General features: G+C 63.0%; 21 protein-coding genes. 10 read left to right on the top strand and 11 right to left on the bottom strand.

What is annotated here, in order from left to right; translation table 11 throughout:
• Positions 1-113 precede the first annotated feature (113 nt).
• Together ABOC32_RS27525 and ABOC32_RS27520 are read left to right on the top strand one after the other, a co-directional pair.
• A complete protein-coding gene (locus ABOC32_RS27525; protein ID WP_426809595.1) occupies positions 114-1,262 on the top strand; it encodes a pyridoxal phosphate-dependent aminotransferase in 1,149 nt (382 codons plus the stop codon).
• Entirely contained in the window at positions 1,250-2,041 is a 792-nt protein-coding gene (locus ABOC32_RS27520; protein ID WP_426809594.1) for an amidohydrolase, read from the top strand. Before ABOC32_RS27525 ends, ABOC32_RS27520 begins: the two co-directional genes overlap by 13 nt.
• A 113-nt stretch (positions 2,042-2,154) precedes the next feature.
• On the opposite strand, the gene ABOC32_RS27515 is transcribed toward ABOC32_RS27520, so the two are convergent.
• Both ABOC32_RS27515 and ABOC32_RS27510 read right to left on the bottom strand, forming a co-directional pair.
• Entirely contained in the window at positions 2,155-4,710 is a 2,556-nt protein-coding gene (locus ABOC32_RS27515) for a PepSY domain-containing protein (protein WP_426809593.1), read from the bottom strand.
• Positions 4,711-4,951: 241 nt separating this feature from the next.
• The gene (locus ABOC32_RS27510) at positions 4,952-7,258 is read right to left on the bottom strand and encodes a TonB-dependent receptor (RefSeq protein WP_426809592.1); all 2,307 of its coding nucleotides are present in this window, start codon (positions 7,256-7,258) and stop codon (positions 4,952-4,954) included.
• A gap of 222 nt (positions 7,259-7,480) precedes the next feature.
• Between ABOC32_RS27510 and ABOC32_RS27505 the strand changes: the two genes are divergently transcribed.
• Positions 7,481-8,161: a Fe2+-dependent dioxygenase gene (locus tag ABOC32_RS27505; RefSeq protein ID WP_426809591.1), complete on the top strand. Its 681-nt coding sequence runs from the start codon at positions 7,481-7,483 to the stop codon at positions 8,159-8,161.
• Positions 8,162-8,164: 3 nt separating this feature from the next.
• Positions 8,165-8,914 carry a tetratricopeptide repeat protein gene (locus ABOC32_RS27500; RefSeq protein WP_426809590.1) on the top strand — a complete coding sequence of 250 codons (750 nt, stop codon included), beginning with the start codon at positions 8,165-8,167 and terminating at the stop codon, positions 8,912-8,914.
• Positions 8,915-9,070: 156 nt separating this feature from the next.
• Here the strand turns inward: ABOC32_RS27500 and ABOC32_RS27495 are convergent, their stop codons facing one another.
• A complete protein-coding gene (locus ABOC32_RS27495) occupies positions 9,071-10,234 on the bottom strand; it encodes a type III PLP-dependent enzyme (protein WP_264361844.1) in 1,164 nt (387 codons plus the stop codon).
• A gap of 494 nt (positions 10,235-10,728) precedes the next feature.
• Between ABOC32_RS27495 and ABOC32_RS27490 the strand changes: the two genes are divergently transcribed.
• From ABOC32_RS27490 to ABOC32_RS27480, 3 genes are all read left to right on the top strand, one after another.
• Entirely contained in the window at positions 10,729-11,226 is a 498-nt protein-coding gene (locus tag ABOC32_RS27490; RefSeq protein ID WP_426809589.1) for a sigma-70 family RNA polymerase sigma factor, read from the top strand.
• Positions 11,227-11,246: 20 nt separating this feature from the next.
• Positions 11,247-12,209: a FecR family protein gene (locus ABOC32_RS27485; RefSeq protein ID WP_426809588.1), complete on the top strand. Its 963-nt coding sequence runs from the start codon at positions 11,247-11,249 to the stop codon at positions 12,207-12,209.
• Between the two features lie 107 nt (positions 12,210-12,316).
• Positions 12,317-14,746, top strand: coding sequence for a TonB-dependent siderophore receptor (locus ABOC32_RS27480; RefSeq protein WP_426809587.1), 2,430 nt, complete (start codon positions 12,317-12,319; stop codon positions 14,744-14,746).
• Positions 14,747-14,874: 128 nt separating this feature from the next.
• Here ABOC32_RS27480 and ABOC32_RS27475 read toward each other — a convergent pair whose 3' ends face one another.
• Genes ABOC32_RS27475 through ABOC32_RS27460 form a run of 4 tightly spaced genes read right to left on the bottom strand, consistent with a single transcriptional unit; the run spans position 14,875 to position 18,320 of the window.
• Positions 14,875-16,032, bottom strand: coding sequence for a betaine/proline/choline family ABC transporter ATP-binding protein (locus ABOC32_RS27475; protein WP_426809586.1), 1,158 nt, complete (start codon positions 16,030-16,032; stop codon positions 14,875-14,877).
• Entirely contained in the window at positions 16,029-16,682 is a 654-nt protein-coding gene (locus tag ABOC32_RS27470; protein WP_086979114.1) for an ABC transporter permease, read from the bottom strand. Before ABOC32_RS27470 ends, ABOC32_RS27475 begins: the two co-directional genes overlap by 4 nt.
• Positions 16,679-17,593, bottom strand: a complete 915-nt coding sequence (locus ABOC32_RS27465) for a glycine betaine ABC transporter substrate-binding protein (protein ID WP_426809585.1) — start codon at positions 17,591-17,593, stop codon at positions 16,679-16,681. The genes ABOC32_RS27470 and ABOC32_RS27465 overlap by 4 nt, the downstream gene beginning before the upstream one ends.
• A gap of 13 nt (positions 17,594-17,606) precedes the next feature.
• Positions 17,607-18,320 carry an ABC transporter permease gene (locus ABOC32_RS27460; protein WP_043196954.1) on the bottom strand — a complete coding sequence of 238 codons (714 nt, stop codon included), beginning with the start codon at positions 18,318-18,320 and terminating at the stop codon, positions 17,607-17,609.
• A gap of 381 nt (positions 18,321-18,701) precedes the next feature.
• On the opposite strand from ABOC32_RS27460, the gene ABOC32_RS27455 reads away from it, so the two are divergent.
• Both ABOC32_RS27455 and ABOC32_RS27450 read left to right on the top strand, forming a co-directional pair.
• The gene (locus ABOC32_RS27455; RefSeq protein ID WP_426809584.1) at positions 18,702-18,908 is read left to right on the top strand and encodes an XRE family transcriptional regulator; all 207 of its coding nucleotides are present in this window, start codon (positions 18,702-18,704) and stop codon (positions 18,906-18,908) included.
• Between the two features lie 416 nt (positions 18,909-19,324).
• Complete coding sequence (locus ABOC32_RS27450) at positions 19,325-20,908, top strand: peptide chain release factor 3 (RefSeq protein ID WP_426809583.1); 1,584 nt, start codon at positions 19,325-19,327, stop codon at positions 20,906-20,908.
• A 116-nt stretch (positions 20,909-21,024) separates the two neighbouring features.
• Here ABOC32_RS27450 and ABOC32_RS27445 read toward each other — a convergent pair whose 3' ends face one another.
• From ABOC32_RS27445 to ABOC32_RS27430, 4 genes are all read right to left on the bottom strand, one after another.
• Entirely contained in the window at positions 21,025-22,104 is a 1,080-nt protein-coding gene (locus tag ABOC32_RS27445) for a polyamine ABC transporter substrate-binding protein (RefSeq protein WP_049275034.1), read from the bottom strand.
• 52 nt (positions 22,105-22,156) lie between these two features.
• Entirely contained in the window at positions 22,157-22,498 is a 342-nt protein-coding gene (locus tag ABOC32_RS27440; protein WP_234227454.1) for a cupin domain-containing protein, read from the bottom strand.
• Positions 22,499-22,530: 32 nt separating this feature from the next.
• The gene (locus ABOC32_RS27435; protein WP_426809582.1) at positions 22,531-23,937 is read right to left on the bottom strand and encodes an NAD(P)/FAD-dependent oxidoreductase; all 1,407 of its coding nucleotides are present in this window, start codon (positions 23,935-23,937) and stop codon (positions 22,531-22,533) included.
• Between the two features lie 64 nt (positions 23,938-24,001).
• Positions 24,002-24,802, bottom strand: a complete 801-nt coding sequence (locus tag ABOC32_RS27430) for a helix-turn-helix domain-containing protein (protein ID WP_426809581.1) — start codon at positions 24,800-24,802, stop codon at positions 24,002-24,004.
• Between the two features lie 214 nt (positions 24,803-25,016).
• On the opposite strand from ABOC32_RS27430, the gene ABOC32_RS27425 reads away from it, so the two are divergent.
• Complete coding sequence (locus ABOC32_RS27425) at positions 25,017-25,916, top strand: hypothetical protein (protein WP_426809580.1); 900 nt, start codon at positions 25,017-25,019, stop codon at positions 25,914-25,916.
• Positions 25,917-26,033: the final 117 nt, after the last annotated feature.

Raw genomic sequence — 26,033 nt, 5'->3', positions numbered from 1 at the left:
GGGCCCTTTGATCCAAAGCAATCCCCCTATTGTTTCAACCTTTTTCCTGACTGCTCGATCCGCTATGCTCGGACTCCACCCCGTGCCGGATACACCCCAGGAAAGAGGGCTCCATGATCCGCAGCAAACTGCCGAATGTCGGCACGACCATCTTCACCACCATGTCCCAGCTCGCCGTGCAGACCGGCGCGCTCAACCTGTCCCAGGGTTTCCCTGATTTCAACGGCCCGCAGGCCCTGCTCGATGCAGTGGGCCGGCATGTGGCTGCCGGGCACAACCAGTATTCGCCAATGACCGGCCTGCCGGCCTTGCGCCAGCAAGTGGCGGCCAAGGTGGCGCGGCTGTATGGCGCACAGGTGGATGCCGACCAGGAAGTGACCATCACCCCCGGTGCCACCGAGGCGATCTTCTGTGCCATCCAGGCGGTGGTGCATGCCGGTGACGAGGTGATTGTCTTCGACCCGTGCTACGACAGCTACGAGCCGTCGGTGGAGCTGGCCGGTGGCCGCTGCGTGCATGTGCAACTGAGCGACGGCGACTTCCGTATCGACTGGCAGAAGTTCAGCGATGCCCTGAGCCCGCGCACCCGCATGGTCATCCTCAATTCGCCGCACAACCCCAGTGGCGCACTGATCACCCGCGAAGACCTCGAGCAGTTGGCAACGCTGATTGCCGACCGCGATATCTACCTGGTCAGCGACGAGGTCTACGAGCATCTGGTTTACGATGGCGTTCGCCACGCCAGCGTGCTGACCCACGCGCAGCTGTATCAGCGTGCCTTCGTGGTCAGCTCGTTTGGCAAGACCTACCACGTGACCGGCTGGAAGACCGGCTACGTGATCGCGCCCCCGGCGCTGAGCGCAGAGCTGCGCAAGGTGCACCAGTACGTCAACTTCTGCGGCGTGACGCCATTGCAGTGCGCCCTGGCCGATTTCATGGCCGAGCACCCTGAGCACATCGATGAGCTGCCGGCCTTCTACCAGGGCAAGCGCGACCTGTTCTGCGGCTTGCTGGAAGGCTCGCGTTTCAACTTTACCCGCACGGCGGGCACGTATTTCCAGCTGGTGGACTACTCGCAGATCCGCCCGGACCTGAACGATGTCGACATGTCGCTGTGGCTCACCCGCGAGCACGGTGTGGCGACCATTCCGGTATCGGTGTTCTACCAGCAACCCATCCCCGAGCAACGCCTGGTACGCCTGTGCTTTGCCAAACGTGAGGAGACGCTGCGTCAGGCAGCGGAACGACTATGCGCGATCTGAGCACACTGCCCAACCTGAAAGTCGCCCTGGTGCAAACCACCTTGGCCTGGCACGACCGCGAGGCCAACTATGCACACTTCGAGGTGCTGCTGGAGCAGGTAGGGGAGGTGGACCTGGTGATCCTGCCAGAGATGTTCACCACCGGTTTCTCGATGGAGTCCGAAAGCCTGGCCGAGCCGGAGAATGGCCCGACCTACAAGTGGCTGAAGGCCCAGGCGAAGAAGTACAACGCGGTGATTACCGGCAGCGTGATCATCCAGGCCGCCGATGGCAGCCACCGCAACCGCCTGCTGTGGGCGCGGCCGGACGGCGAGATATTGCACTACGACAAGCGCCACCTGTTCCGCATGGCCGGTGAGCACAAGCACTACACCCCGGGCGAACGCCAGGTGCAGTTCGAGCTCAAGGGCTGGCGGATTCGCCCGCTGATCTGCTACGACCTGCGCTTCCCGGTGTGGAGCCGTGACGCCCAGGACACCGACCTGCTGCTGTACACCGCCAACTGGCCGGCTGCGCGCCGCCAGCACTGGAACCGCCTGCTGCCGGCGCGGGGCATCGAGAACCTGTGTTATGTGGCAGCGGTGAACCGGGTGGGCACGGACGGCAAGGGCTTCGCCTATTCGGGCGACAGCCAGGTGCTGGACTTCCAGGGCGAGAGCCTGCTCAGTGCCGGCGAGGCGGACGGGGTGTTTACCGCCGTGTTGAGCGCGGCGGAACTGGCGGCGTACCGGGCCAAGTTCCCGGCCAACCTGGATGCCGATACCTTCGAGCTGCACTGACAGCCTGCACTGGCCTTTTCGCAGCACAAGGCTGCTCCTACAAGTTATGCGCTACACCTGTAGGAGCAGCCTTGTGCTGCGAAGGGGCCATATGCCTTTACATCAATCCCTGATCAGTACACATCCCGCCGATACCGCCCGTCCTCGATCAGTTGCTGCACAACGGCTTCCCCGAGCATGCCGTCAAGCGCCGCATCCACCCCCGCAGCCATGCCTTGCAGGCTGCCGCAGACATACACACAGGCACCCTCAGCCACCCAGCGCTTGAACTCTTCAGCCTGCTGCAGCAACACATCCTGCACATACACCTTCTCGGCCTGATCCCGCGAGAACGCCAGGTCCAGGCGTGCCAGGTCGCCGCTCTGCAGCCAGCCTTGCAGCTCGTCACCGCACAGCAGGTCATGCGCCCGGTTTCGCTCGCCAAACAGCAGCCAGTTGCGCTGCTCGCCAGCACTCACCCGTGCGCGGAGCAGGCTGCGCAGGCCGGCCAGGCCCGTGCCATTACCGATCAGGATCATCGGCGCTGCGGTCTCAGGCAGGTGGAAGCCGCTGTTGCGTCGCAGGCGCAGGCTCAGGGTACCGTTCAGTGGCAGGTATTCGGTGAGCCACCCGGAGCCCAGGCCCAGGTTGCCATCGCTATGGCGCTCCTGACGCACGATCAGCTCCAGCGCGCCGTCACTGGCGATCGAAGCGATGGAGTATTCGCGGCTGCCGATCGGCACCAGGGCGTCTACCAGCGCTTGCGGCTGCAAGCCGATCAGGTGATCACGGCGCGCCGGCAACTGGCGGCCTGCGAGGGCTTGGGCAAGTGTTTCGCCCAGGCCATTCACGTGTACCCGGGCGCTGGCGTCCAGCGCCATGCCTTTGAGAAACGCGTCGATCCGTGGCTGCCCATTGAGCGGCAGTATTTCCACCAGGTCGCCGGCTTCCCAACTTGCTGGCTCTTGAGCCAGCAGGCCAAGCAAGTACACCGGCTGGCCCTGACTGCCCGGGTTGAGCAGTTCGCGACGCACCAGTGACCAGTTGGCGAACGTTGGCGGCTGCCAGGCGGCCACTGGCTGGGCGCCGGTCAGTTGCGCCAGTTCCTGCTGCCATTGTTGCAGGGCGGCCTGGTCGGCGTTGTCCACTTCCACCGGGCTGAATGCGCTGCTGGCACCGCGCTCCCCCAGCCACGCCTGCAGGCGACGGGCGAAGCCGCAGAAGTGCGGGTACTGGCGGTCGCCGAGGGCGAGCAGGGCATAGTTGAGGTTGTTCAGTGCCCACGGCTGACCGAGCACCTTGCGCTCGAAGGCGCGGGCGCTGTCGGGTGCTTCGCCGTCGCCGAAGGTACTGACCACGAACAACGCACGGCGGGCCTGGCGCAGGTCGTCTTCACGCAGTTCGGCCAGCGCGCGTACCTGCACCGGCAGGCCGGCTGCCTGCAACTGGCCGGCACTTTGCCAGGCCAGTTGTTCGGCAAAGCCGCTCTGGCTGGCAAAGCCGATCAGCCAGCTGTCACCACTGCCGTTATTGCTGGCAACGTTGCCTCGGGCTGCGCGCACCTGGCGCTTCTTGCGGCGGCGGTCGAGGTACAGCAGCCAGCCCGTAACAAAGAACAGCGGCATGGTCAGGCTGGCGATGGTGACGATGATGCGCCCCGGCAGGCCGAAGTATTCACCGACATGCAGGGCGTAGACACTCTGCAGCAGCTGGGCCTTGAAGGACTTGTCGGTGTAGCGGTCGTGTCTTTTCACCTGGCCGGTGGCCGGGTCCAGCTCCAGGGTGTTGAAGGCGCGCGGGTGGTCGGCGCTGTCCAGCAGGTAGAACAGGTTGGCCGGCTGGCCGCCAACCGGTGGCAGGCGCAGGTTGTAGGCGGCAAGGCCTGGGCCTGCGGCGTTTTTGAGGTTGGCCCAGATCGCGTCATAGTCGACCACCAGCGGCGGGGCGTTCTTGTCGACCTTCTGCGGCCCGTGGCGGCCACGGCCTTCACCGCGTTTCTGTTGCTGGCCGGCGGCCGGCGCGTCGGCCAGCAGCTTGTTCAGGCCTTCGCGGTACCACTCATAGGACCAGAACAGCCCGGTCAGGGCGAACAAAAGATAGAACAGCAGGCACCAGGTGCCTGCCACGGCGTGCAGGTCCCAGTTGAACGCTCGGCCTTTCTTGGCCCAGTCGAAGGTCAGCCAGGTGCGCCAGTCCAGCGCCTTGCGCGGCCAGCGCAGGTACAGGCCGGACAGGCAGAAGAACACCAGCATCAGGGTGCAGGCACCGGTGATCTGCCGGCCGGTGTCGCCCATGGCCAGGAAGCGGTGCAGGTTGAGCATGAGGTTGAAGAAGCCTTGCCCGGCCACTTCGCCTTTGAGTTCGCCGGTATACGGGTCGGCATAGCGCAGCTCGCCACGGCGCTCGCCCGGGGCCGGCATGAAGAAGATGCGTGCGGCGTTGCCTTCACGCACATCGACCCACAGCATCGACACCTTGTCGTGTTGCTGGGCCTCGACCCGCTGTACCAGTTCGGCCGGCGGCAGCACGCCCTCGGCGCGCACTTCTACCTTGAGTACATCGGCATTGAACGCACGCAGCAGTTCTTCCTGGAACGAGTACAGGGCCCCGGTGATGCCCATCAAGGCCAGCACCAGGCCAGCGGTGATGCCAAAGAACCAGTGCAATTGGAACAGCGTCTTCTTCACCACATCGATCACCTTGTGTTGCTGCCGCAGACTGCGCGGCGTGCATTATGCCTTGATACGCAAAAGCCCCGCTCAATGAACGGGGCAGGGGTGGGTGTTGTTTACCGGTTGTATGTAGCCTGTGCCGGCCCTTTCGCGGCTAAAGCCGCTCCCACAGGTCGGTGGAATACCTGTGGGAGCGGCTTTAGCCGCGAAAGGGCCGGCACAGGCACAGCCCATTCAACAGATCAACTCAGTCCCGACATCAGAAGTGGACGCTGGTGGTCAACAGAGCAGTCCGCCCGGCCGCCTGGTTGGCGAAGTGGGTGGAGAAGGCCTTGTCGTAGTACACCTCGTTGGTCAGGTTCTGCACGTTCAGCTGCAGGTCGACGTTCTTGGTCAGCTTGTAGGCGGCCATGGCGTCGTAGCGTACGTAGCTGTCGACCATGGTGGTGTTGGCCACGCTGCCGTACACGTCATCCACGTAGAACGCACCGCCACCGACGGTCAGCTTCGGCGTGATCGAGTAGGTCGTCCACAGGCTGGCGCTGTTGTTCGGGGTGTTCGGCAGCTGGTTGCCATCGTTGGCCTTGCCCAGCGGGCCGCCGTCGATCTGGCGAGCCTGCATGTAGGTGTAGCCGGCAAATACCTGCCACTTGTCGGTGATCTTGCCGCTGGCCGACAGCTCGATGCCCTGTACGCGGGTTTCGCCGACGTTTTCGTAGGTGGTGGTGTCCACCTGGACGCGGGCGTTTTCCTTCTCGGTGCGGAACAGCGCAGCGGTCAGCGACAGGCGCTGGTCGAGCAGGTCCCACTTGGTACCGATTTCGTAGTTGGTGGTTTCTTCCGGCTCCATGTCGCTGCTCAACAGGTTGCCGTTGCGGTCGGTGGTGTTACCCAGCGGGTTGCCTTCCATACCTTCCCCCAGCATCGCACCCGGAGGGGTAGCGGAGGTGGCGTAGGACACGTAGATGCTGCCGTTGTCGGCCGGCTTCCACACCAGGCCCAGCTGGCCGGTGACGAATTCGCTGGTGTCCTTGCCTTTGGACGCGACGCCCTTGGTGTTCACCACAGTGGCGCCAGAGGCGTCGTAGGTACGGTACTGGGTATCGAAGTGGTCGTAACGCAGGCCCATGTTCAGCAGCCACTCAGGCGACAGCTCGAGGGTATCGAACACGTAGATCGCGCGGGTATTGCTCTTGGTATCGGTACCGGCATAGTTGCGCGAGATGGCGCCGTTCCACGGATCGTCCGGGTTCGGGTTGCCCAGCGAGGTGCAGTTGTAGCCGCTGTTCGCGCCGATCAGGCTCGGGTTGCAGGTTGTGGCGGTGGAGCCACGGGTATTGGTGTCGACGTTGTAGGTGGAACGGTCGCTCTCTTCACGGCTCAGCTCGATACCGGTGGAGAAGCTGTTCTTCAGGCCGCCCAGGTAGAACTCGCCAAACAGGTCGGTCTGGTTGGTGGTGGTGGCGGTGTTGCCGACACGGGTGTTGGCACGGCGCCAGACGCTGCCGTTGTTAACGTTGCCCTTGCTGTCGTCAGGCTGGGTCAGGATGTAGTCCTGCATGCTGTTGCCGTGACGCAGGGTGTTCTTGATGGTCAGCGCGTCGGTCAGGTCGTGCTCGATCGCGAAGGTGGCGATGTCTACACGGCTCTTGCGGAAGTCACGGCCGGTCAGGCCATAGAAGTTGTCGCTGTCGCCGCCGTCATCCGGTTTGCTCGGGTGCGCCGAGGTGCGGCCGCCGCTGCCATTGGTAGGAATGCTGTACGGGATGCCCGAATCCGGCAGGTCGTCGCTTTCCAGGTGGTAGTAGTCGAGGTTGACGCGGGTTGGCGTGCCCAGGCCGAAGGCCAGCGACGGGGCGATACCCCAACGGTCGTAGTTGACCTTGTCGCGGCCGGCGACGTTGCTTTCGTGGGTCATCAGGTTCAGGCGGCCGGCAACGGTATCGCTGAACTGGTAGTTGCCATCGAAGGTGTAGCGTTGGGTCTGGTCACTGCCCCAGGTCCAGGCGCCGTCCAGCGAGTTGCCCAGGTGCGCACGCTTGCTCACCAGGTTGATGGTACCGCCGGCAGCGCCACGGCCACCGATGGCCGAGTTAGGGCCCTTGGCCACTTCCACCGACTCGATGGCGAAGATTTCGCGGGTTTGTGCGCCAGTGTCACGCACGCCGTCCAGGTACGTATCGCCTTGGGCGTCGAAGCCGCGGATGAACGGGCGGTCGCCTTGCGGGTTGCCGCCTTCGCCGGCGCCAAAGGTGATGCCTGGCACGGTGCGCAGGGCGTCCTGCAGGGTCAGGGCGTTGGTGTCCTTGATCACTTGCTGCGGGATGACGGTGACCGAGCGCGGGGTGTCTACCAGCGGCGCGGTGTACTTCTGCGAAGCGGCCTTTTCGACTTTGTAATCGGTGCTGGCCTGTTCAGCCTTGCCGTTGACGCTGGTGGCGTCGAGGGTGATCGCGCTGTTGGCGGCCGGGGCGGCGGCGTAGACCGATGTGGCGCTAAGAGCGACGCCGATGGCGGATACGATCAGGCGTGGTGAACTCACTGCAGATGGTACGTACTGGCGCATTGCTTAGGACCTTCCCCAAGGTATTGAGGCCGCGGATCTTAATGTAAGCAATTGTGACTCACAATTGAGAGCCGTTACCATTCGTGAAGAATTTACAATCTTTACAATTTGCATTTACGGTTTCTTCACGCTGAAACGTGTAAAGCGGCGAATGGGGCTTGTGCCGTGCAAAAGGGAATCAATATCATTGGCGCCTTTACACTTCCTAACGGTGCTGCCGCCATGCTGCTTCACATCCCAGGCCTGTTTGACGCTGACGAACTGGCCCGTATCCGCGAGGCGCTGGAGCAGGCCGACTGGGCCGATGGCAAGGTGACTGCCGGCTACCAGTCGGCCAAGGCCAAACACAACCTGCAGTTGCCGGAAGGGCACCCCTTGGCCAAGGAGATCGGCACTGCGCTGATCGACCGCCTGTGGAAAACCCCTCGCTTCATGTCGGCGGCCCTGCCGCACAAGGTGTTCCCGCCCTTGATCAACTGCTACCGCGAGGGTGGCAACTTCGGTTTTCATATCGATAACGCCCTGCGCCAGCCCAAGGGCAGCCCGGAGCGGGTGCGTACCGACCTGTCTTCGACGCTGTTCCTCAGCGACCCGGACAGCTACGACGGCGGTGAGCTGGTGATTCAGGACACCTATGGTGAGCAGCAGGTCAAGCTGGCTGCCGGTGACCTGGTGCTGTACCCCGGCACCAGCCTGCACAAGGTCAACCCGGTGACGCGAGGCCAGCGTTATGCCGCGTTCTTCTGGACCCAGAGCCTGGTGCGCGAGGACAGCCAGCGGGCGCTGCTGTTCGAGATGGACAATGCCATCCAGCAGCTGACTGCCGATGTCCCCGAGCATCCTTCGTTGCTGCAACTGACCGGCACCTACCACAACCTGCTACGCCGCTGGGCAGAGGTCTGAGCCGTGTCCTATCTGTTACGACGTGAGGAAGTGGTGGATGTGGCCGGCTTGCAGGCCATGCTGGAGGAGAGCCCCGGCAAAGCTGCCCAGGCAATCCTGGCAGCAGCGGGGCAGGGCGCGGTCGAGGCGCAGTTGTTGCTGGGGCAGATCCTGCTGGATGGGCGCGGTATCGAGGAAGATGCCACCGTGGCCCGGCGCTGGTTTGGCATCGCCGCACAGGGCGGCAGTGCCATGGCGCACAACATGCTCGGGCGTTGCCTGGAGCATGGCTGGGGCGGTGAGCCAAGCCTGACGCAGGCGGCCATTCATTATGCGCGTGCGGCCGACGCAGGGCTGGACTGGGGCCTTTACAACCTGGGCAACCTGCTGGCCACCGGGCGCGGGGTGCCGGCCAACCAGGCACAGGCACTGCAGTGTTACGAGAAGGCTGCGCAGCTGGGGCATGCCAAGTCGATGAACCTGTATGGGCGTTACCTGGAGCAGGGCATTGCCACGGCGCCCAGCCCGGCGCGGGCGGTGCGCTGGTATCGGCGCTCGGCCGAGGCGGGGGATTTCCGTGGGATGTTCAGCCTGGGGCTGGTGCTGGTCGAGCGTGGGCAACTGGCCGAAGCAGGGCAGTGGCTGGAGCAGGCGCGGGTTGAAGGGAACATGAACTTCTTGCGCGCGGCGTTGGTAACCTTGCAGGGCGCGGGGCCGGTGTTGATGGCCTTTGCGGCGCGGTATGCCGAAGAGATCGGACGGCGCGAAGTTTGATTTTGACTGTGCCGGCCCCTTCGCGGGCTTGCCCGCTCCCACAGGTATTGCGCTGGGCCTGAAGGAAGCACCGCACCTGTGGGAGCGGGCAAGCCCGCGAAGAGGCCGGTACAGGAGAGCACACATGAAAACGGGGCCTTGCGGCCCCGTTTTGCATTACAGGTAGTAAGCCTTCAGCGGTGGGAAGCCGTTGAATTCGACTGCGCTGTAGCTGGTGGTGTAGGCACCGGTCGACAGCCAGTACAGGCGGTCACCGATGGCCAGGTTCAGCGGCAGGCCGTACTTGTAGTTTTCGTACATGATGTCGGCGCTGTCGCAGGTCGGGCCGGCGATGACGACTTCTTCGGTTTCGCCTTTCTTCTCGGTCCAGATCGGGAACTTGATGGCTTCGTCCATGGTTTCGATCAGGCCGGAGAACTTGCCCACGTCGGTGTAGATCCAGCGCTCGACGGCAGTGCGCGACTTGCGCGCCACCAGTACCACTTCGCTGACCAGGATGCCGGCGTTGGCAATCAGCGAACGGCCTGGCTCCAGGATGATTTCCGGCAGTTCGTCACCGAAGTCTTCCTTGAGGAAGCGGATGATTTCTTCGGCGTAGGTTTCCAGGCTGTTGGTACGGGTGATGTAGTTGGCCGGGAAGCCGCCACCCATGTTGATCAGCTTCAGCTCGATGCCGTCTTCTTCCTTCAGGCGCTCAAAGATCACCTTGACCTTGGCGATGGCGGCGTCCCACACGCTGATGTCGCGCTGCTGCGAGCCCACATGGAAGGAGATGCCGTAAGGCACCAGGCCCAGGTCACGGGCGAGGATCAGCAGGTCCATGGCCATGTCGGTCTGGCAGCCGAATTTACGCGACAGCGGCCAGTCGGCAGTGGTGGAGCCTTCAGTCAGGATACGTACATACACTTTCGAACCCGGCGCGGCCTTGGCGATGTTGCGCAGGTCGGCTTCCGAGTCGGTGGCGAACAGGCGCACGCCCTTCTCGAAGAAGTAGCGGATGTCCTTGGACTTCTTGATGGTGTTGCCGTAGCTGATCCGGTCGGCGCTGACACCGCGGCCCATCACCTTGTCCAGTTCGTAGATCGAGGCGATGTCGAAGCTCGAACCTTTCTCTTTGAGCAGGTCGATGATTTCGACGGCAGGGTTGGCCTTGACCGCGTAGTAGACCTTGGCGAATTCGAAACCGGCGCGCAGGTCGTCATAGGCCTGGCTGATCATCTGGGTATCGATGAGTACGAACGGGGTTTCCTGCTTGTCGGCGAACGCCTTCATTTTCTGGAAGGTGTCACGCGCGAAATAATCTTCGACCTGGATCGACATGCTCAGGGACTCCATGGGCAAACTGAAAATTTAAGTGGCTGCAAACTGAACGTCCTCCGTATCCCCACTTTGGTTCGCCTACTCAGTACTTGAGCCGGATGGATCGTTTCCAGCATGGACGTTCGGCGCGCACTTTAGGGCGTGAAGAATGCAGAATCAACAGGCAATCCGGGCGTGATCGACGTGGATCGACCACCAGCCATTTGAATAACCGACTCGTGTGACCGGCTGATGTTCCCCACGATGTTTCAAGCGTTAAATATTGTGGAATAGACCGTGTTGTCTCCTTCGCGGGCGCGCCCGCTCCCACAGGCATCGCGCGCTTCCTGTGGGAGCGGGCGTGCCCGCGAAAGGGCCTCAGGTGTTCATATTTATGGCCACAATTTCCTGGTACCCACGTACAGGAAATGGCGCATAAATTTTTTGTTACCGACTGGCGGATTTGCTGGTTTTGATGAGAAACATTACTATTCGCACCCTTATCCGCCTCCCTGATGACCCAGACCGTGTCCGGACACAAAGGCTTCCTCGACCATTACCATGAGCTGATCGGCACCTGGACGCGCAAACTGCGCAGTCGCCAGCAGGCCGAAGACCTCACCCACGATGCCTTTGTCCGGGTACTGGAAAACCCGCGCGAGCAGGTCGAGCAGCCGCGCGCCTACCTGCACCAGACCGCACGCAACATCGCCGTGGATGGTTTTCGCCGCGAAGACCGCCGCCAGGCCCTCGCGCTGGAAGCGTTCGACGAGGGCATTGGCGGCAGCGATGACCCGGAGGCCTATGTGCATGCGCTGGAGCTGGCCGACAGCGTCGAGCGGGCGCTGGCCGAGTTGCCGCTCAACTGCCGGCAGGTGTTCATCTGGCAGAAGCTCGAAGGCCTGACCCAGGCCGAGATCGCCGAGCGCATGGGGTTGAGCAAGAACATGGTCGAAAAGTATATGATCCGCACGCTCCGGCATTTGCGTGAGCACCTGGATGTGTCGGCATGATGAGTCAGGAGACCTTTTCGATGAAACAGCACGGTACCGATACCGTCCGCGAGCAGGCGGCCGCATGGTTTGCCCGCGTGCAGGATGCGCCTCGGGATGCCGGGCTGCAGAAGCAGTTGCGCGCCTGGTTGGCCAGCGACGAGCGCCACCGCGAGGAGTACCAGCACCTCAGCCGCGTGTGGCAGGCCGCCGACTTCATTCCACGCCAGCGCCTTGAAGCGTTGTGCCAGCCGGACCCGGTGCAGCAACTGCCGCGTCGGCGTTTCGTGCGTCAGGCCCTGGCCGCCAGTGTCGCGGTGTTGGCGTTGGGCCTGGGCTGGGGCGGCTGGCACTACCAGCAACTGAATCACCAAGGTAGCGTGCAGACCGCCTTCAATGAACGCCGCCAGGTCGAACTGCCGGATGGCTCCTTGCTCGATCTCAATGGCAGCACACAGCTGCAGGTCGATTTCAGCGCCGGCCAGCGGCATATCCGCCTGAGTGCCGGCGAAGTGATGTTCAGCGTCGCCCACGACAGTGCCCGGCCGTTTGTGGTCGACACCGCCCAAGGCAGCGTGACGGTAACCGGTACCCGCTTTGACGTGCGCCAGGACCTGGCCAGCACCCGGGTGGCGGTGGAGCAGGGCTCGGTGCGGGTGCAGGGCAAGGGCGACGCGCTGGCGCAGCTTACGGCCGGCCAGGGTTCGCATATAGATGCACAAGGCCTGGTGACCGCCCCCTACGCCGTCAATACCGCTGCCGTTACTGCCTGGCGCCAGGGCAAGCTGGTGTTCGACAACGCCACCCTCGCCGAGGTGGTGGCCGAAGCCTCGCGTTACCGCAGCCAGCCGTTGCGGGTTGCCCCGGGAAAAGTCGCCCAGATGCGCCTGTCCAGTACCTTCAGCACCGACGACACCGATGCACTGTTGCGGGCCCTGCCGAGCATCCTGCCGGTGGCCATCAAGGCCCATGAAGACGGCTCTCGCGAAATAATTGCGAAATAGATTCAGGTTTTTTTTCGCTCGTTCGTCTTCCTCGCCAGCTGCAACTGCCAAGCATTTCCATTTGCACGCGGTTGGCGTTTATTCTGCATTCAGGAAGTTTCGACGACGTGAACAACAACAAGCCTTTCCCACGCTTCCGCGCTTTGGCGCTGGCCCTGGCGGTCAGTGCCGTGGCCATCGACAGCCAGGCCGCACAGGCCGGTAACGCCATCCAGATCCAGGCCCAACCGTTGGCTTCGGCACTGAACCAGCTGGGTCAGCAGACCAACCTGCAGCTGTTCTTCAGCCCCGAGCTGGTGGCTGGCAAACAGGCCCCAGCGGTGTCCGGCAACCTGGCGCCGGTGCAGGCGTTGCAACAGTTGCTGCAAGGCAGCGGGCTGACCTTCGAGATGTCCCAGGACACCGTCGTGGTAAAGCCGCTGCCGACTACCCTGGACCTGGGCAGCGGCAGCCTGGAGCTGGCGCCCACTGACATCAAGGTGGTCGGTGACTGGTTGGGCGATGCCCAGCAGAGCGTGGTGCAGAACCACCCCGGCGCGCGCACCGTGGTGCGCCGCGAGGCGATGGTGGAAAAGGGCGCGATGAACGTGCGCGACGTACTGCGCGGCATCCCGGGTGTGCAGGTGCAGGACTCCAACGGCACCGGCGGCAGCGACCTGTCGCTGAACGTAGGCGTGCGCGGCCTGACCTCGCGGCTGTCGCCGCGCTCCACCGTATTGATCGACGGCATCCCGGCCGCCTTCGCGCCGTATGGCCAGCCACAGCTGTCGATGGCGCCGATCTCGTCGGGCAACCTCGACAGCATCGACGTGGTGCGTGGTGCCGGCTCGGTGCGCTACGGCCCGCAGAACGTGGGTGGGGTGATCAACTTCGTCACCCGGGCGATTCCGGAAAAGGCGTCGGCGGAGCTATCCACCACCCTTGAAACCTCCCAGCGCGGCGGCTGGAAGCACACCGAGTCGGCCTTCGTCGGCGGCACGGCTGATAACGGCATGGGCGTGGCGCTGCTGTACACCGGGGTGAACGGCAACGGTTACCGTGAAAGCAACAACGGCAACGACATCGACGACGTTATCCTCAAGACCCACTGGGCACCTACCGACGTCGATGAGTTCTGGCTCAACTTCCATTATTACGATGGCCGTGCCGACATGCCCGGCGGCCTGACCCAGGCCCAGTACGACAGCAACCCGTACCAGTCGCTGCGCGACTACGACTATTTCGCTGGTCGGCGCAAGGACGTGTCGTTCAAGTGGCAGCGCCAGCTTGACGATGCCACCCAGTTCGAAGTGCTGACCTACTACACCGACAGCTTCCGCGGCAGCGCCATCGCCTCGCGTGACATGAAGACCCTGTCGTCGTACCCGCGCAACTACCACACCTTCGCCATCGAGCCACGGGTGTCGCGCATCTTCTTTGCCGGCCCGACCACCCAGGAAGTCAGCGTGGGTTATCGCTACCTGAAGGAAGCGATGCGCGAACAGTCGACCCGCCTGGCGCTGATCGACAACGTGCCGACCGTGACCCCGACCTCTGACGGCCACGTGTTCCAGGACCGCAGCGGCGGTACCGAGGCCAGTGCCTACTACATCGATGACAAGATTGATGTGGGCAACTGGACCATCACCCCGGGCGTACGCTTCGAGCACATCAATACCGACTGGCGCGACCGCCCGGTGCTGGATGCCAACAACCGCCCGGTGGCGGAGAAGAAGCGCAGCATTACCAGTAACGAGCCGCTGCCGGCGCTGAGCGTGATGTACCACCTCTCCGACGCGTGGAAAGTGTTCGCCAACTACGAAACCTCGTTCGGCAGCCTGCAGTACTTCCAGCTGGGCCAGGGCGGTACGGGCAACAGCACGGCCAATGGCCTGGAGCCGGAAAAGGCCAAGACCTACGAAATCGGCACGCGCTATGACGATGGCGGCTTTGCCGGTGAGCTGACCGCGTTCTACATCGACTTCGATGATGAGCTGCAATACATCAGCAACGATGTGGGCTGGACCAACCTTGGGGCGACCAAGCACCAGGGCATCGAGGCCTCGGTGCGCTACGACCTGGCCGGGCTGGACCCGCGCCTGGAAGGGCTGTCGGTGAGTGGTGGGTACACCTTTACCCGCGCCACGTATGAAGGTGAAATCCCGGGCTTCAAGGGGCGTGACCTGCCGTTCTATTCACGTCAGGTGGCCACCGCCGGCGTGCGTTACACGGTCAACCGCTGGACCTGGAACCTGGATGCCTACGCCCAATCCAAGCAGCGCGCGCCGGGGACCGGGATCAATGCCGATGGCAGCTTCAACGGCGACTACATCACCGAGCCGAGTGCGGATGGGCAGTATGGTGATATTCCGGGTTACGTCACCTGGCATGCGCGTGGCGGGTATGAGTTCGGGCCGCAGATGTCCAACCTGAAGCTGGCGGCGGGGGTGAAGAACCTGTTCGACAAGCAGTACTTTACCCGCTCCAGCGACAACAACGCCGGCATCTATGTGGGTGAGCCGCGGACCTTCTATGTGCAGGCCAGTGTAGGGTTCTGACATCCGTGTGAACCCCTTCGCGGGTAAACCCGTTCCCACAGGTACGGCGCTGCCCTTGAACCATGTGCCGACCTTGTGGGAGCGGGTTTACCCGCGAAGAGGCCGGCACAATTAACACAACCCTCAGATCAGGATGCGACCGCCTCAGCCGGCGAGACAATGCTGGTCTTCGCCCCCCGCGAGCGCCCCGAGCTCAGGTACGCCGCAATCGACTCCTGCGTCACCTCGCCCAAAAACACCTGCTCGGCATCCAGCACCGGCAACCACGCCCGGTTGAACTCGTACATGCGCGACAGCAGGATGCGCAAATGTTCATCGTGCGACGCCGTGGCATTGAACGGCCGCAGGAAGTCGCCACAGGTGCCTTGCTGGCGGAGCATGTCGCGCCGGCGCACATAGCCCAGTGCCTTGTTCTGTGCATCGGTCACCACTACATAGCGGCGGTCGTGCTCATCCAGCAGCTCCAGTGCATCGCTCACAGGCGTTTCCGGGCTCACCGACGGCGCGTTGTCCGCTGCATCCTCGGCACGCACCAGCAGCAGGCGCTTGAGCGTGCTGTCCTGGCCAACGAAATTGCTGACAAAGTCATCCGCCGGGTGCGCCAGCAGCGTGTCCGGGTGGTCCAGCTGCAACAGCTGGCCGGCACGGAAGATGGCAATCTTGTCGCCCAGCTTGATCGCTTCGTCGATGTCGTGGCTGACCATGATCACGGTCTTGTTCAGCGCCCGCTGCATCTCGAAGAACTCGTTCTGGATCATTTCGCGGTTGATCGGGTCGACCGCGCCGAACGGCTCGTCCATCAGCAATACCGGTGCTTCGGCGGCAAGGGCGCGGATCACGCCGATGCGCTGCTGCTGGCCACCGGACAGCTCGCGCGGGTAGCGCTGCAGGTACTGCTTGGGTTCAAGCTTGATCATGTGCATCAGCTCGCGGGCGCGCTCGTGGCACTTTTGCTTGTCCCAGCCGAGCAGGCGCGGGACCACGGTGATGTTCTCTTCGATGGTCATGTTGGGGAACAGGCCGATCTGCTGGATCACATAGCCGATATGGCGGCGCAGGGTGACTTCGTCCAGCCCGGTGGTGTCTTCGCCATTGATGAACACCTGGCCCGAGGTTGGCGTGATCAGGCGGTTGATCATTTTCAGCGTGGTGCTCTTGCCGCAGCCCGAGGGGCCGAGGAACACGCAGATTTCCCCTTCGTTGACGGTGAGGCTTACCGAATCGACGGCTTTGACGTCCTTGCCGTTGACGTTGAAGGTTTTGCTGAGGTTCTTCAGTTCGATCATGGGCGCAGTCCTTCTGGAGTCAGGGCACGTTGCAGGGTTTGCAGCAGCAGGTCGGCAATGATGGCCAGCAGGCTGACCAGTACGGCACCGACCAGCAGCATCGACATGTCGCTGCGGCTGATGGAGGTGAGGATGAGCACGCCAAGGCCGCCGGCGCCGATGGTGGCGGCGATGGTCATGACGCCGATGTTCATGACCACGGCAGTGCGCACACCGGCGAGGATCACCGGCACGGCGATGGGCAGCTCGACCATGCGCAGGCGCTGGCCGAAGGTCATGCCGATGCCGCGTGCGGCTTCACGGATGCCGGGTTCGACATTGGTCAGGGCCAGGTAGGTGTTGCGCAGGATCGGCAGCAGCGAGTACAGGAACACCGCCGTGATCGCGGGCAGTGGGCCGAGGCCTTGGCCGAACTTGGAATAGAACGGCAGCAGCAAGCCGAACAGCGCAATCGACGGGATGGTCAGCAGCACCGTGGCACTGGCTTGCAGCGGGCCGGCGAGGGCCGGGAAGCGGGTCATCAGGATGCCCAGCGGCACGCCAACCAGGATGGCCAGGCTTACGGCAATGCCCACCAGCATGATGTGCTGCCAGGTCAGTTGCAGTACCTGGGCCCAGTCCAGGTGGTTGAAGGTATCGATCAGGTTCATGGCTGGCCCTCGCTGTTCAGGGGGTGCTCACGCAGGAAGGCGGCGGCGACGGCGGTCGGGTTCTGGTGCTCGACGTCGACCTTGGCGTTGAGCTGGCGCATGGTTTCGTCATCCAGTTGCTCGGCCAGTGGCTTGAGCAGGCCGGCCAGTTGCGGGTTGGCGTCCAGCACGGCTTTGCGCACCACGGGTGCTGCGGTGTAGTCGGGGAAGTAGTGCTTGTCGTCTTCCAGCAGCTTGAGGTTGAACGCACTCAGCCGGCCATCGGTGGTGTACACCAGCCCGGCGAATACCTGGTTGTTGCGCATGGCGGTGTACACCAGGCCACCATCCATCTGGCGGATGTTGCGACGGTCCAGCGGCAGGCCATACATTTCGCGCAGGCCGACCAGGCCGTCAGGGCGGTTGGCAAACTCGGTGTCCAGCGCCACCAGGTGGTTGCGCTGGCTTTCGTCACGCAGTACCTGGTCGAGGTCGCTGATGGTGTTGACTTGCGGGTAGGCCTCGGCCACTTGCTGGGGCAGGCCCAGCGCGTAGGTGTTGCTGAACTTCGACGGGGCCAGCCAGATCAGGTCCTTCTTTGCATCCAGTTCCTTGACCCTGGCGAAGGTGGCTTCGGCACTGGGCATGCGCTCGTCGATGTGGTTGTACGACACCAGCGAAACCCCGGTGTATTCCCACATCAGGTCGAGCTGGCCGGTCTCCTGGGCCTGGCGCGCAATGTTGCTGCCAAGGCCGGTGGTGACGCGCACGTCGAAGCCGTTGGCACGCAGGTACTGCGCGGTGATTTCGGCGAGCACGGTCTGCTCGGTGAACACCCGCGCGCCGATGCGCACCAGCGGTTTTTCCACTGCCTGGACAAATCCTGCGAACAGCAGGGCCGCGCCCAGCAGCAAGGCGATTCTCTTGTTCATACGTTCCCTATCCTTATTGGGCCAGGCCACGTTCCAGCCAGCGCTTGCTGGAGAAACTCACGGCAGCGTCCAGCACCAGGGCCAGCAGTGCGGTGCAGGCGGCACCCAGCAGCAGCTGCGGCTGGTTGTTCAGGGCGATGCCGGGGAAGATCAGGCTGCCCAGGCTGTTGGCGCCGATCAGGAATGCCAGCGGTGCGGTGCCCACGTTCAATGCCAGGGCCACCCGTACACCACCGACGATGATCGGCACGGCATTCGGTAGCTCCACCTGCCAGAGTTGCTGGCGCGGGGTCATGCCGATGCCGGTGGCGGCTTCCTTGAGCGAGGCGGGGACGTTTTTCAGGCCCTCGTAGGTGTTGCGCACGATGGGCAGGAGGGAGGCGAGGAACAGCGCGAAGATCGCAGGCCCGGCGCCGATGCCCAGGATACTGAGCGCGATGGCCAGAACGGCCAGGGGAGGGATGGTGTTGCCAACGTTGAAGAACTGCATGAAGCGCTCGGCTTTGTCGACCCGGTGCGGTCGACTGAGGGCAATGCCAGCCGGGATGCCCACGGCCAACGCCGCCGCCATCGAAGCCAGCACCAGCACCAGGTGCGCTTGCAGGTAGAACCCAAGATCGTCGCGATAACGCGCGATCGTGTCGATGCCGATCCAGTGGATCAGCAGGGCCAGGATGACGAGCACGGTGGCGCATCCCAACAGCCCTTTACCGTAGCGTTTAGCCACAGGCGGACTCCTTGTGTTGTCGGCGAGCACACTTCTTTTTTGCCGGCCAGTCCTGGCGGCGATTGGTGTGTTCGCGAGTAGCAGCGTGATGCACGCCGAAGGCTGCGATCAGGCCATGAGCCGAACCCCGTCGGGCCCGAAAATGCTGATGAAACCAGTCCCCAACCGAAGCGGGTTGCAGGGGAGTGGACGTCTCCGTGGGCGTAAAGGTTCCCATCTGATGCGGCATTTGGCCAGCGTTAATCACTGGGGTGATGGAAATTTCGCGCGATAAATAAGTGCTTTTCCTACATCAAGGCGTTGAATTACCTGCTATCGCGACGTCCGTCGCGTGGCTCAGGATCGGCATGGAAATTTTTTCACTTGAGGAAGGTGGTCGTGGTGAATGGCGAGAATCTAACTGATGAAGCGACTCTCAATGAGCTAAGGAGGCAACTGGGCATTGAAGGCGGCTCAGTCGGAGAAGCAAAACTCAATGACATGCCAATCTCGACCTTGCGCAAACACCTTGAGGTTTTGGGTGCGAGTCTTGAGTTGGTAGTGCACTTTCCGGAAGAAATGAAGATCACATTGTCGGGGATCGATTGATTCTTGGCGCGTACTTGCGGAAGGGCGCACGTCTTCAGTCCTCTTGATGACAAATAAGTGCCAGGCGATCGGTTTTCGTGGTTGTTGAGATCGAGCGCCGCCCGCGCGGCGCATCGCGAGCTGCGCTCGCTCCTACGTTTGTTTCCGGCCAATTATTCCTGCGAGATTCGCGCGCGGATGCCTTGGCGAATGACGCGATATCTTGTCGTACCAACAAGGCGGTCGCGCGCGCCTGTCACAGGCGTTACTGGCCAAAAACAAACGTAGGAGCGAGCGCAGCTCGCGATGCGCCGCGCGGGCGGCGCTCGATCTCGAAGTCGACAAACGGCTATCGAAAAGCACCTTGGATTTTCGTCCCCGCTCAACTTCAGGTATGATATCGCCCCTTTTTGAATCCCCCAGTCAGGCGATTTCCCATGACCAACCAGGCCGCCGAAGTCGCGAAGCGCCGCACTTTCGCAATCATTTCCCACCCCGACGCCGGTAAGACCACCATCACCGAGAAGCTGCTGCTGATGGGCAAGGCCATTGCCGTCGCCGGTACCGTGAAGTCGCGCAAGTCCGACCGCCACGCCACCTCCGACTGGATGGAAATGGAGAAGCAGCGCGGCATCTCCATCACCACCTCGGTGATGCAGTTCCCGTACCGCGAGCACATGATCAACCTGCTCGACACCCCCGGCCACGAAGACTTCTCGGAAGACACCTACCGCACCCTGACCGCGGTGGACTCGGCGCTGATGGTGCTCGACGGCGGTAAAGGTGTAGAGCCGCGTACCATTGCCCTGATGGACGTGTGCCGCCTGCGCGATACGCCAATCGTCAGCTTCATCAACAAACTCGACCGTGACATCCGCGACCCGATCGAACTGCTCGACGAGATCGAAGCCGTTCTGAAGATCAAGGCAGCGCCGATTACCTGGCCGATTGGTTGCTACCGTGACTTCAAGGGTGTGTACCACCTGCAAGGTGACTACATCATCGTCTACACCCCGGGCCACGGCCATGAGCGTACCGAGGTGAAGATCATCGAGAAGCTCGACTCCGATGAAGCCCGCGCTCATTTGGGCGACGAATATGATCGCTTCCTCGAACAGCTCGAGCTGGTACAGGGTGCATGCCATGAGTTCGATCAGGACGAGTTCATCAATGGCCAACTGACCCCGGTGTTCTTCGGTACGGCACTGGGCAACTTCGGTGTCGACCATGTGCTCGATGCCGTTGTCGACTGGGCGCCGCGCCCGCTGGCCCGTGTTGCCCACGAGCGCACCGTGGAGCCGGTGGAGGAGAAGTTCACAGGCTTTGTGTTCAAGATCCAGGCGAACATGGACCCGAAACACCGCGACCGTATCGCCTTCATGCGCATCTGCTCGGGCAAGTACGAGAAGGGCATGAAGATGCGTCACGTGCGTACCGGCAAGGACCTGCGCATCGGTGACGCGCTGACCTTCTTCTCCTCCGAGCGTGAGCAGCTGGAAGAGGCATTCGCCGGCGACATCATCGGCCTGCACAACCACGGCACCATCCAGATCGGCGACACCTTCACCGAAGGCGAAGCGCTGGGCTTCACGGGTATTCCGCACTTCGCCCCGGAGCTGTTCCGCCGCGTGCGCCTGAAGGACCCGCTCAAGTCCAAGCAGCTGCGCCAGGGCCTGCAGCAGCTGGCCGAAGAGGGTGCAACCCAGGTGTTCTTCCCGGAGCGCAGCAACGACATCATCCTCGGTGCGGTCGGTGTGCTGCAGTTCGATGTGGTCGCCAGCCGCCTGAAGGAAGAGTACAAGGTCGAATGCGCCTACGAGCCGATTACCGTGTGGTCGGCGCGCTGGATCAGCTGCGATGACAAGAAGAAGCTCGAGGAATTCCAGAACAAGGCCGTGGAGAACCTGGCCGTCGACGGTGGCGGGCACCTGACCTACCTGGCGCCGACCCGGGTCAACCTGGCGCTGATGGAAGAGCGCTGGCCGGACGTCAAGTTCCGCGCTACCCGCGAGCACCACTGACCTTACAGGCCTACATCTGACCCTGTGGGAGCGGGTTTACCCGCGAATGCGATGTTGAATTGACCGACGCATTCGCGGGTGAACCCGCTCCCACAGGGACCGCATTACGGCCGCGCTCAGTTTCCGGCTTTGATACTGGTCCAGATCCGGGTGCGAATGCGGTCGATCTTGGCCGGCATTGCTTCCAGGGCATACAATTTGCCCATCATGTCTTCGCTCGGGTAAATCATCGTATTGCCCTTCATGGCCGGCTCCACCAGCCCGTCCGCCTTCAGGTTGCCGTTGGCGTACTGCACATGGTTGCTGATGTTGGCCATCACCTCTGGCTGCAGCAGGTAGTTCATGTAGGCATACCCGGCTTTTTCGTCCGGTGCATCGGCCGGCATGGCCACCATGTCAAACCACATGGGCGCGCCTTCCTTGGGTATCGAATAGCCCACCTTCACCCCGTTCTTCGCCTCTTCGGCACGGTTTTTCGCTTGCAGCACATCCCCCGAGAAGCCCACCACCACACAGATATCGCCATTGGCCAGGTCGCCGGTGTACTTCGATGAGTGGAAGTAGCTGATGTACGGCCGCACCTGCATCAGCAGCGCCTTGGCCTTGTCGTAGTCCGCCGGGTTCTGGCTGTGGTGCGGCAGGCCCAGGTAGTGCAGGGCAATCGGCAGCAGCTCCGGGCCGTTGTCCAGCACGGCGACGCCACAGCTTTTCAGCTTGCTCATGTACTCGGGCTTGAAGATCAGGTCCCACGAATCCACCGGCGCGTTGTCGCCGAGCACCGCCTTGACCTTGTCGATGTTGTAGCCGATACCGGTACTGCCCCACAGGTACGGGAAGCCGTACTGGTTGCCCGGGTCGTTCACTTCCAGTGCCTTGAGCAGCACCGGGTTGAGGTTTTGCCAGTTGGGCAGCTGCGACTTGTCCAGACGCTTCAGGGCCTTGCCCTGGATCTGCCGGGCCATGAAGTGGTTGGAGGGGAACACCACATCGTAGCCGGAGTTGCCGGTCATCAGCTTGCCGTCGAGGGTTTCGTTGCTGTCGTACACGTCGTAGGTGGGCACGATGCCGCTGGCTTGCTGGAAGTTCTTCAGCGTGTCGGGGGCGACGTAGCTGGACCAGTTGTAGATCTTCACCGTTTCGGCGGCGCCGGCCACACTGGCGGCCAGCATCAGGGGGGCGAGAAGGAGCGTGCGCATGTCGGGTTTACCTTGCTTTGTCTGTTGTTATCGAAGGCAGGCGATCAGCGGATCAGAAGATGAGTACGTAGGTCTTGCGCACGGTCTCCTGGATGTCCCAGGTGCCGGTGCTGTTGGCCGGTAGCATCAATGCGTCTCCGGCTTCTATGACCAGGGGCTCGCCACCGTCGGGGGTGAAGGTGCAGCGGCCCTTGATGAAATGGCAGAACTCCTGTTGCACGATCTGCCGCCGCCAGCGCCCCGGGGTGCACTCCCAGATGCCGGTTTCGACGCCATCGTTGCGCTCCACGCAGGTGACGGACGTCACCGCCACGGGTTCGCCAAGCGGCACCGCGACCGGGTTGGAAGCTTCCAGCGTAACGCTGTGGGTGTTCTTGAACTGGGTAATGCTCATGACCGGTGGATCCTGTGTCGGGGTAAGGGAAGTCAGTGCATGAAGCCTTCCATGAAGTCCGCAAGGGAGCTGGCCAGGCGCCGTCTCCAAGGCGCGCTGGCGGGGTTGGCGAGGGTCCGGTCCTCGTGGATGAAGCTTTGGATGATCGCGTTGTAGCCCAGCCAGCGGCAGGGCTCGGGCGGCCAACTGGCCAGGCTGGAAACCGGGCGGTTGTCGAGTACCCAAGGCTGCGCGGTCAGTTCGTTGTGCTGGTTGAGGATCAGCGCTGCCAGGGTGCGCCCACCCAGGTTGGTGGCGCCCACCCCTTCACCGCCGTAACCACCGGCCAAGGCGATGCCGCGCTGGCGGTCGCAGAGCATGTGCGGGCGGAAGCGCCGGGCCATGCCCAGGTTGCCGCCCCAGGAGTGGGTGATGCGCACGTGCTTGAGTTGAGGGAACAGTTCACTGAACAGGTAGCGGCGCAGCTCGACCTCGTGTTCGTCGAGGTTGAAGTTTTCGCGCAGGCGGCCACCGAAGCGGTAACCACCGCGTGCGCCGAATACCAGGCGGTTGTCGGCGGTGCGCTGGCCATAGGTGACCTGGCGGCTGCTCTCGCTGAAGGCCTGGCCCTGGCTCAGGCCAATCTGCTCCCAGGTCGATTCCGGTAGCGGTTCGGTGGCTATCAGCAAACTCTGTACCGGTAACTGGTGTTTGCCCAGCGGCGGCAGGCTGGCGGCGTAGCCTTCAACGGCGGGCACCATCCACTGGCAGCGAATCCGCGCCAGCGGGGTGCGCACCTCGCCGGGTTGCCAGTCGATGGCCGGGGTGTTCTCGTAGATCGGCACGCCCAGCGCTTCCACCGCCCGCGCCAGGCCGCGCACCAGCTTGGCCGGCTGGATGGTCGCGGTGTGCGGGCTGTAGATGGCACCGAACGCATTACTGACCCGCAGCTGGTTTTCCAGTTGCTCGGGGCGCAGCCAGCGGTAGTCGTCCTCGGTCATGCCTTGGCGATACAAGTCGTCGAGGTAGGCGCGCAGGTTGCGCTCCTGCTCCGGGTAGCGCGCGGCGCAGTACAGCACGCCGCCCTTGCGGTAGTCGCAGTCGATGCCTTCGCGTTGCAGCACACCCTGCACTTCATCGGGAATGCCGTGCAGCAGGTCGATGCTGGCGCGGCGCTGTTGTGGCGACAGGGTGGCGAGCAGGCGGTCTTCACCCAGCAGGTTGCCCATCAGCCAGCCGCCATTGCGCCCGGAGGCACCGAAGCCGGCGATGTTGGCGTCGATCACGGCGATGTTCAACTGCGGCGCCTGGCGCTTGAGGTAATAGGCGGTCCACAGGCCGGTGTAGCCGGCGCCGATGATGCACACATCCGCAGCCAGGTCTTCGCGCAGGGCCGGGCGGGCGCACAGTGGCTCGTCGAGCTGGTCCATCCACAGGCTGAGCGTGCGCAGGGGTTGCATCGGGTTCGGCTCCACATCGGTCAAGGTCTGTGGGCGATCCTAGTGCTGCCAGCCAGTGGCTGTCTTACGTGCGTGCACGCAGGGAAATTTGCTTGAGGTAGGCCTTGGGCGTGAGCCCGGTGTGCTCGCGGAAGCACTTGTAGAACGCCGACAGCGAGTTGAAACCGGCGCTGAACGCCAGCTCGTCGATCGTCGCCTCGACGCTGTCGTCGTCGAGGCTGGCCATCAGGTGTTGCAGGCGGGCCTGGTTGACGTAGCGGTAGAAGCTTTGCCCGAGCACCTGGTTCAGCAGGTAGGAAATCTGGTTGCGGCTGTAGCCACTGGCGTCGGCCACCTGCTGCAGGTCCAGCTCCGGGTCCAGGTAGGGGCGCTGGCGCTGGAAGTAGTGCTCCAGGTCCTGGGCCATGGTCGACAGCTGGCGCGGCGACAGGCCCAGGCGGCTGGTGGCCGGGCGCGGGCCGCTGCTGCCGTGCCCGCTGCCGTTCTGGCGAACCAGCGTGGCGTATTCGTTGACCCGCCAGATCAGCCCGTCCTTGACGGTGATCGCCTCGCTGGACTGGAACGCCACCAGGCCGTCACCGCCCTGTACCGTGACCTGGTACTGGATGAACGCGGTGCAGCCATCAACGCGGATGCGGTCGCTGTGGACGATGTCTTCGCCGGCTTCATGGGGCAGGCAGGCGCGCACATAGTCGCGCAGCTCGACGTAGCCGAGCACGCGGTTCTGGAAGAAGTCGTGGTACTGGATGTCGGGGTGGTACAGCGCTATGACCCCGTCCAGGTCGCGATGCTTCCAGCACAGGTGGTAGCGCAGCACGGTGTCGGCGGTGAGCGGGGTCTGGGCGGAGTCGTCAGGGAGCGTCATTGCCAGATCATGCCTCGCCCGTGTGAAGGCCACAATATTGCAGAACACCTGATGCAGGAGCGTCACTCGCGCTTTTTGCACGATTCTTAAATCGCAGTCCTCGCTAACTATCTGATTTATATGTAAGTAATTTTTAGTAATGAATGGCACAGCCTCTGCAATGGTTACTGCGCGAATGGACTTCTCGCTAACAACATACATAGGCGCACACATCATGATCCCCTCTGCCGACTCCTCCGTGTTCGATACTCAAGGCCGCTCAGGTGTTTCCTGGGCGGCCATCTTTGCGGGTGCTGCTGCTGCGGCCGCGCTATCCCTGATATTGGTGGTGCTGGGGGCGGGCCTGGGCTTTGCCGCCACCTCACCTTGGGCCAACGAGGGTGCAAGCGCGAAAACGCTGGCGGTTTCCACCATCATCTGGCTGTTGCTGACGCAAATCATCGCTTCTGGCCTGGGCGGCTATATCGCCGGCAGGCTGCGTGTGAAGTGGGCCAACTTGCATGGCGACGAGGTGTACTTCCGCGACACCGCCCACGGGTTCCTGTCCTGGGCAGTCGCGACATTGGTGGCCGCCATGCTGGTACTGGGCACGGCGGGCAACCTGGTAGGTGCCGGGGCCAGCGCGGCGACGCATGTGGTTGGCATGAGTGCCGCCGCCGGTGGCGCGGCTGCAGCCAATGCGGACAAGGATTCGATGGGCTACTTCGTCGACAGCCTGTTCCGGGGTGACGGCCCTGCGCCTGTAAGCGAGGACGCTGCCAATGGGGTCGCGGCGCGCATTCTGGCCAAGGGCCTGGCGGGTGACGGTGCGCTTGCACCTGAAGACCGCGCCTACCTTGCGCAGTTGGTGGCGCAACGCACCCGCCTGACCCAACCCGAGGCAGAGGCCCGCGTCGACCAGGTGATGGCCCAGGTGCAGCAACTCAAGTTGCAGGCCAAGCAAGCCGCTGACGCTACCGCCAAGGCTGCTGCCTGGACCGCGTTGTGGACCTTCGTAGCGCTGCTGTGTGGCGCCTTCTTCGCCAGCCTTGCAGCGCTTTATGGTGGTCGCCGTCGTGACCAGGTGCAGTGGCTGGAAGGCGAATACGTCGCACATCGCACCCTTCAACGTTAAGCAAGGAGAACCGACATGCGCTCAATACTGCTCTGGATGCTTGGTGTACCTATCCCGGTCATCATCCTGATCGCCATTTTCATGCATTGACCGAGAGGGCCGCTTTGCGGCCCATTC

It is taken from the genome of Pseudomonas sp. WOUb67 (genome assembly GCF_050058005.1).
GTDB lineage: Bacteria > Pseudomonadota > Gammaproteobacteria > Pseudomonadales > Pseudomonadaceae > Aquipseudomonas > Aquipseudomonas putida_R.
This window is presented reverse-complemented; position numbering and strand designations above follow the sequence as displayed.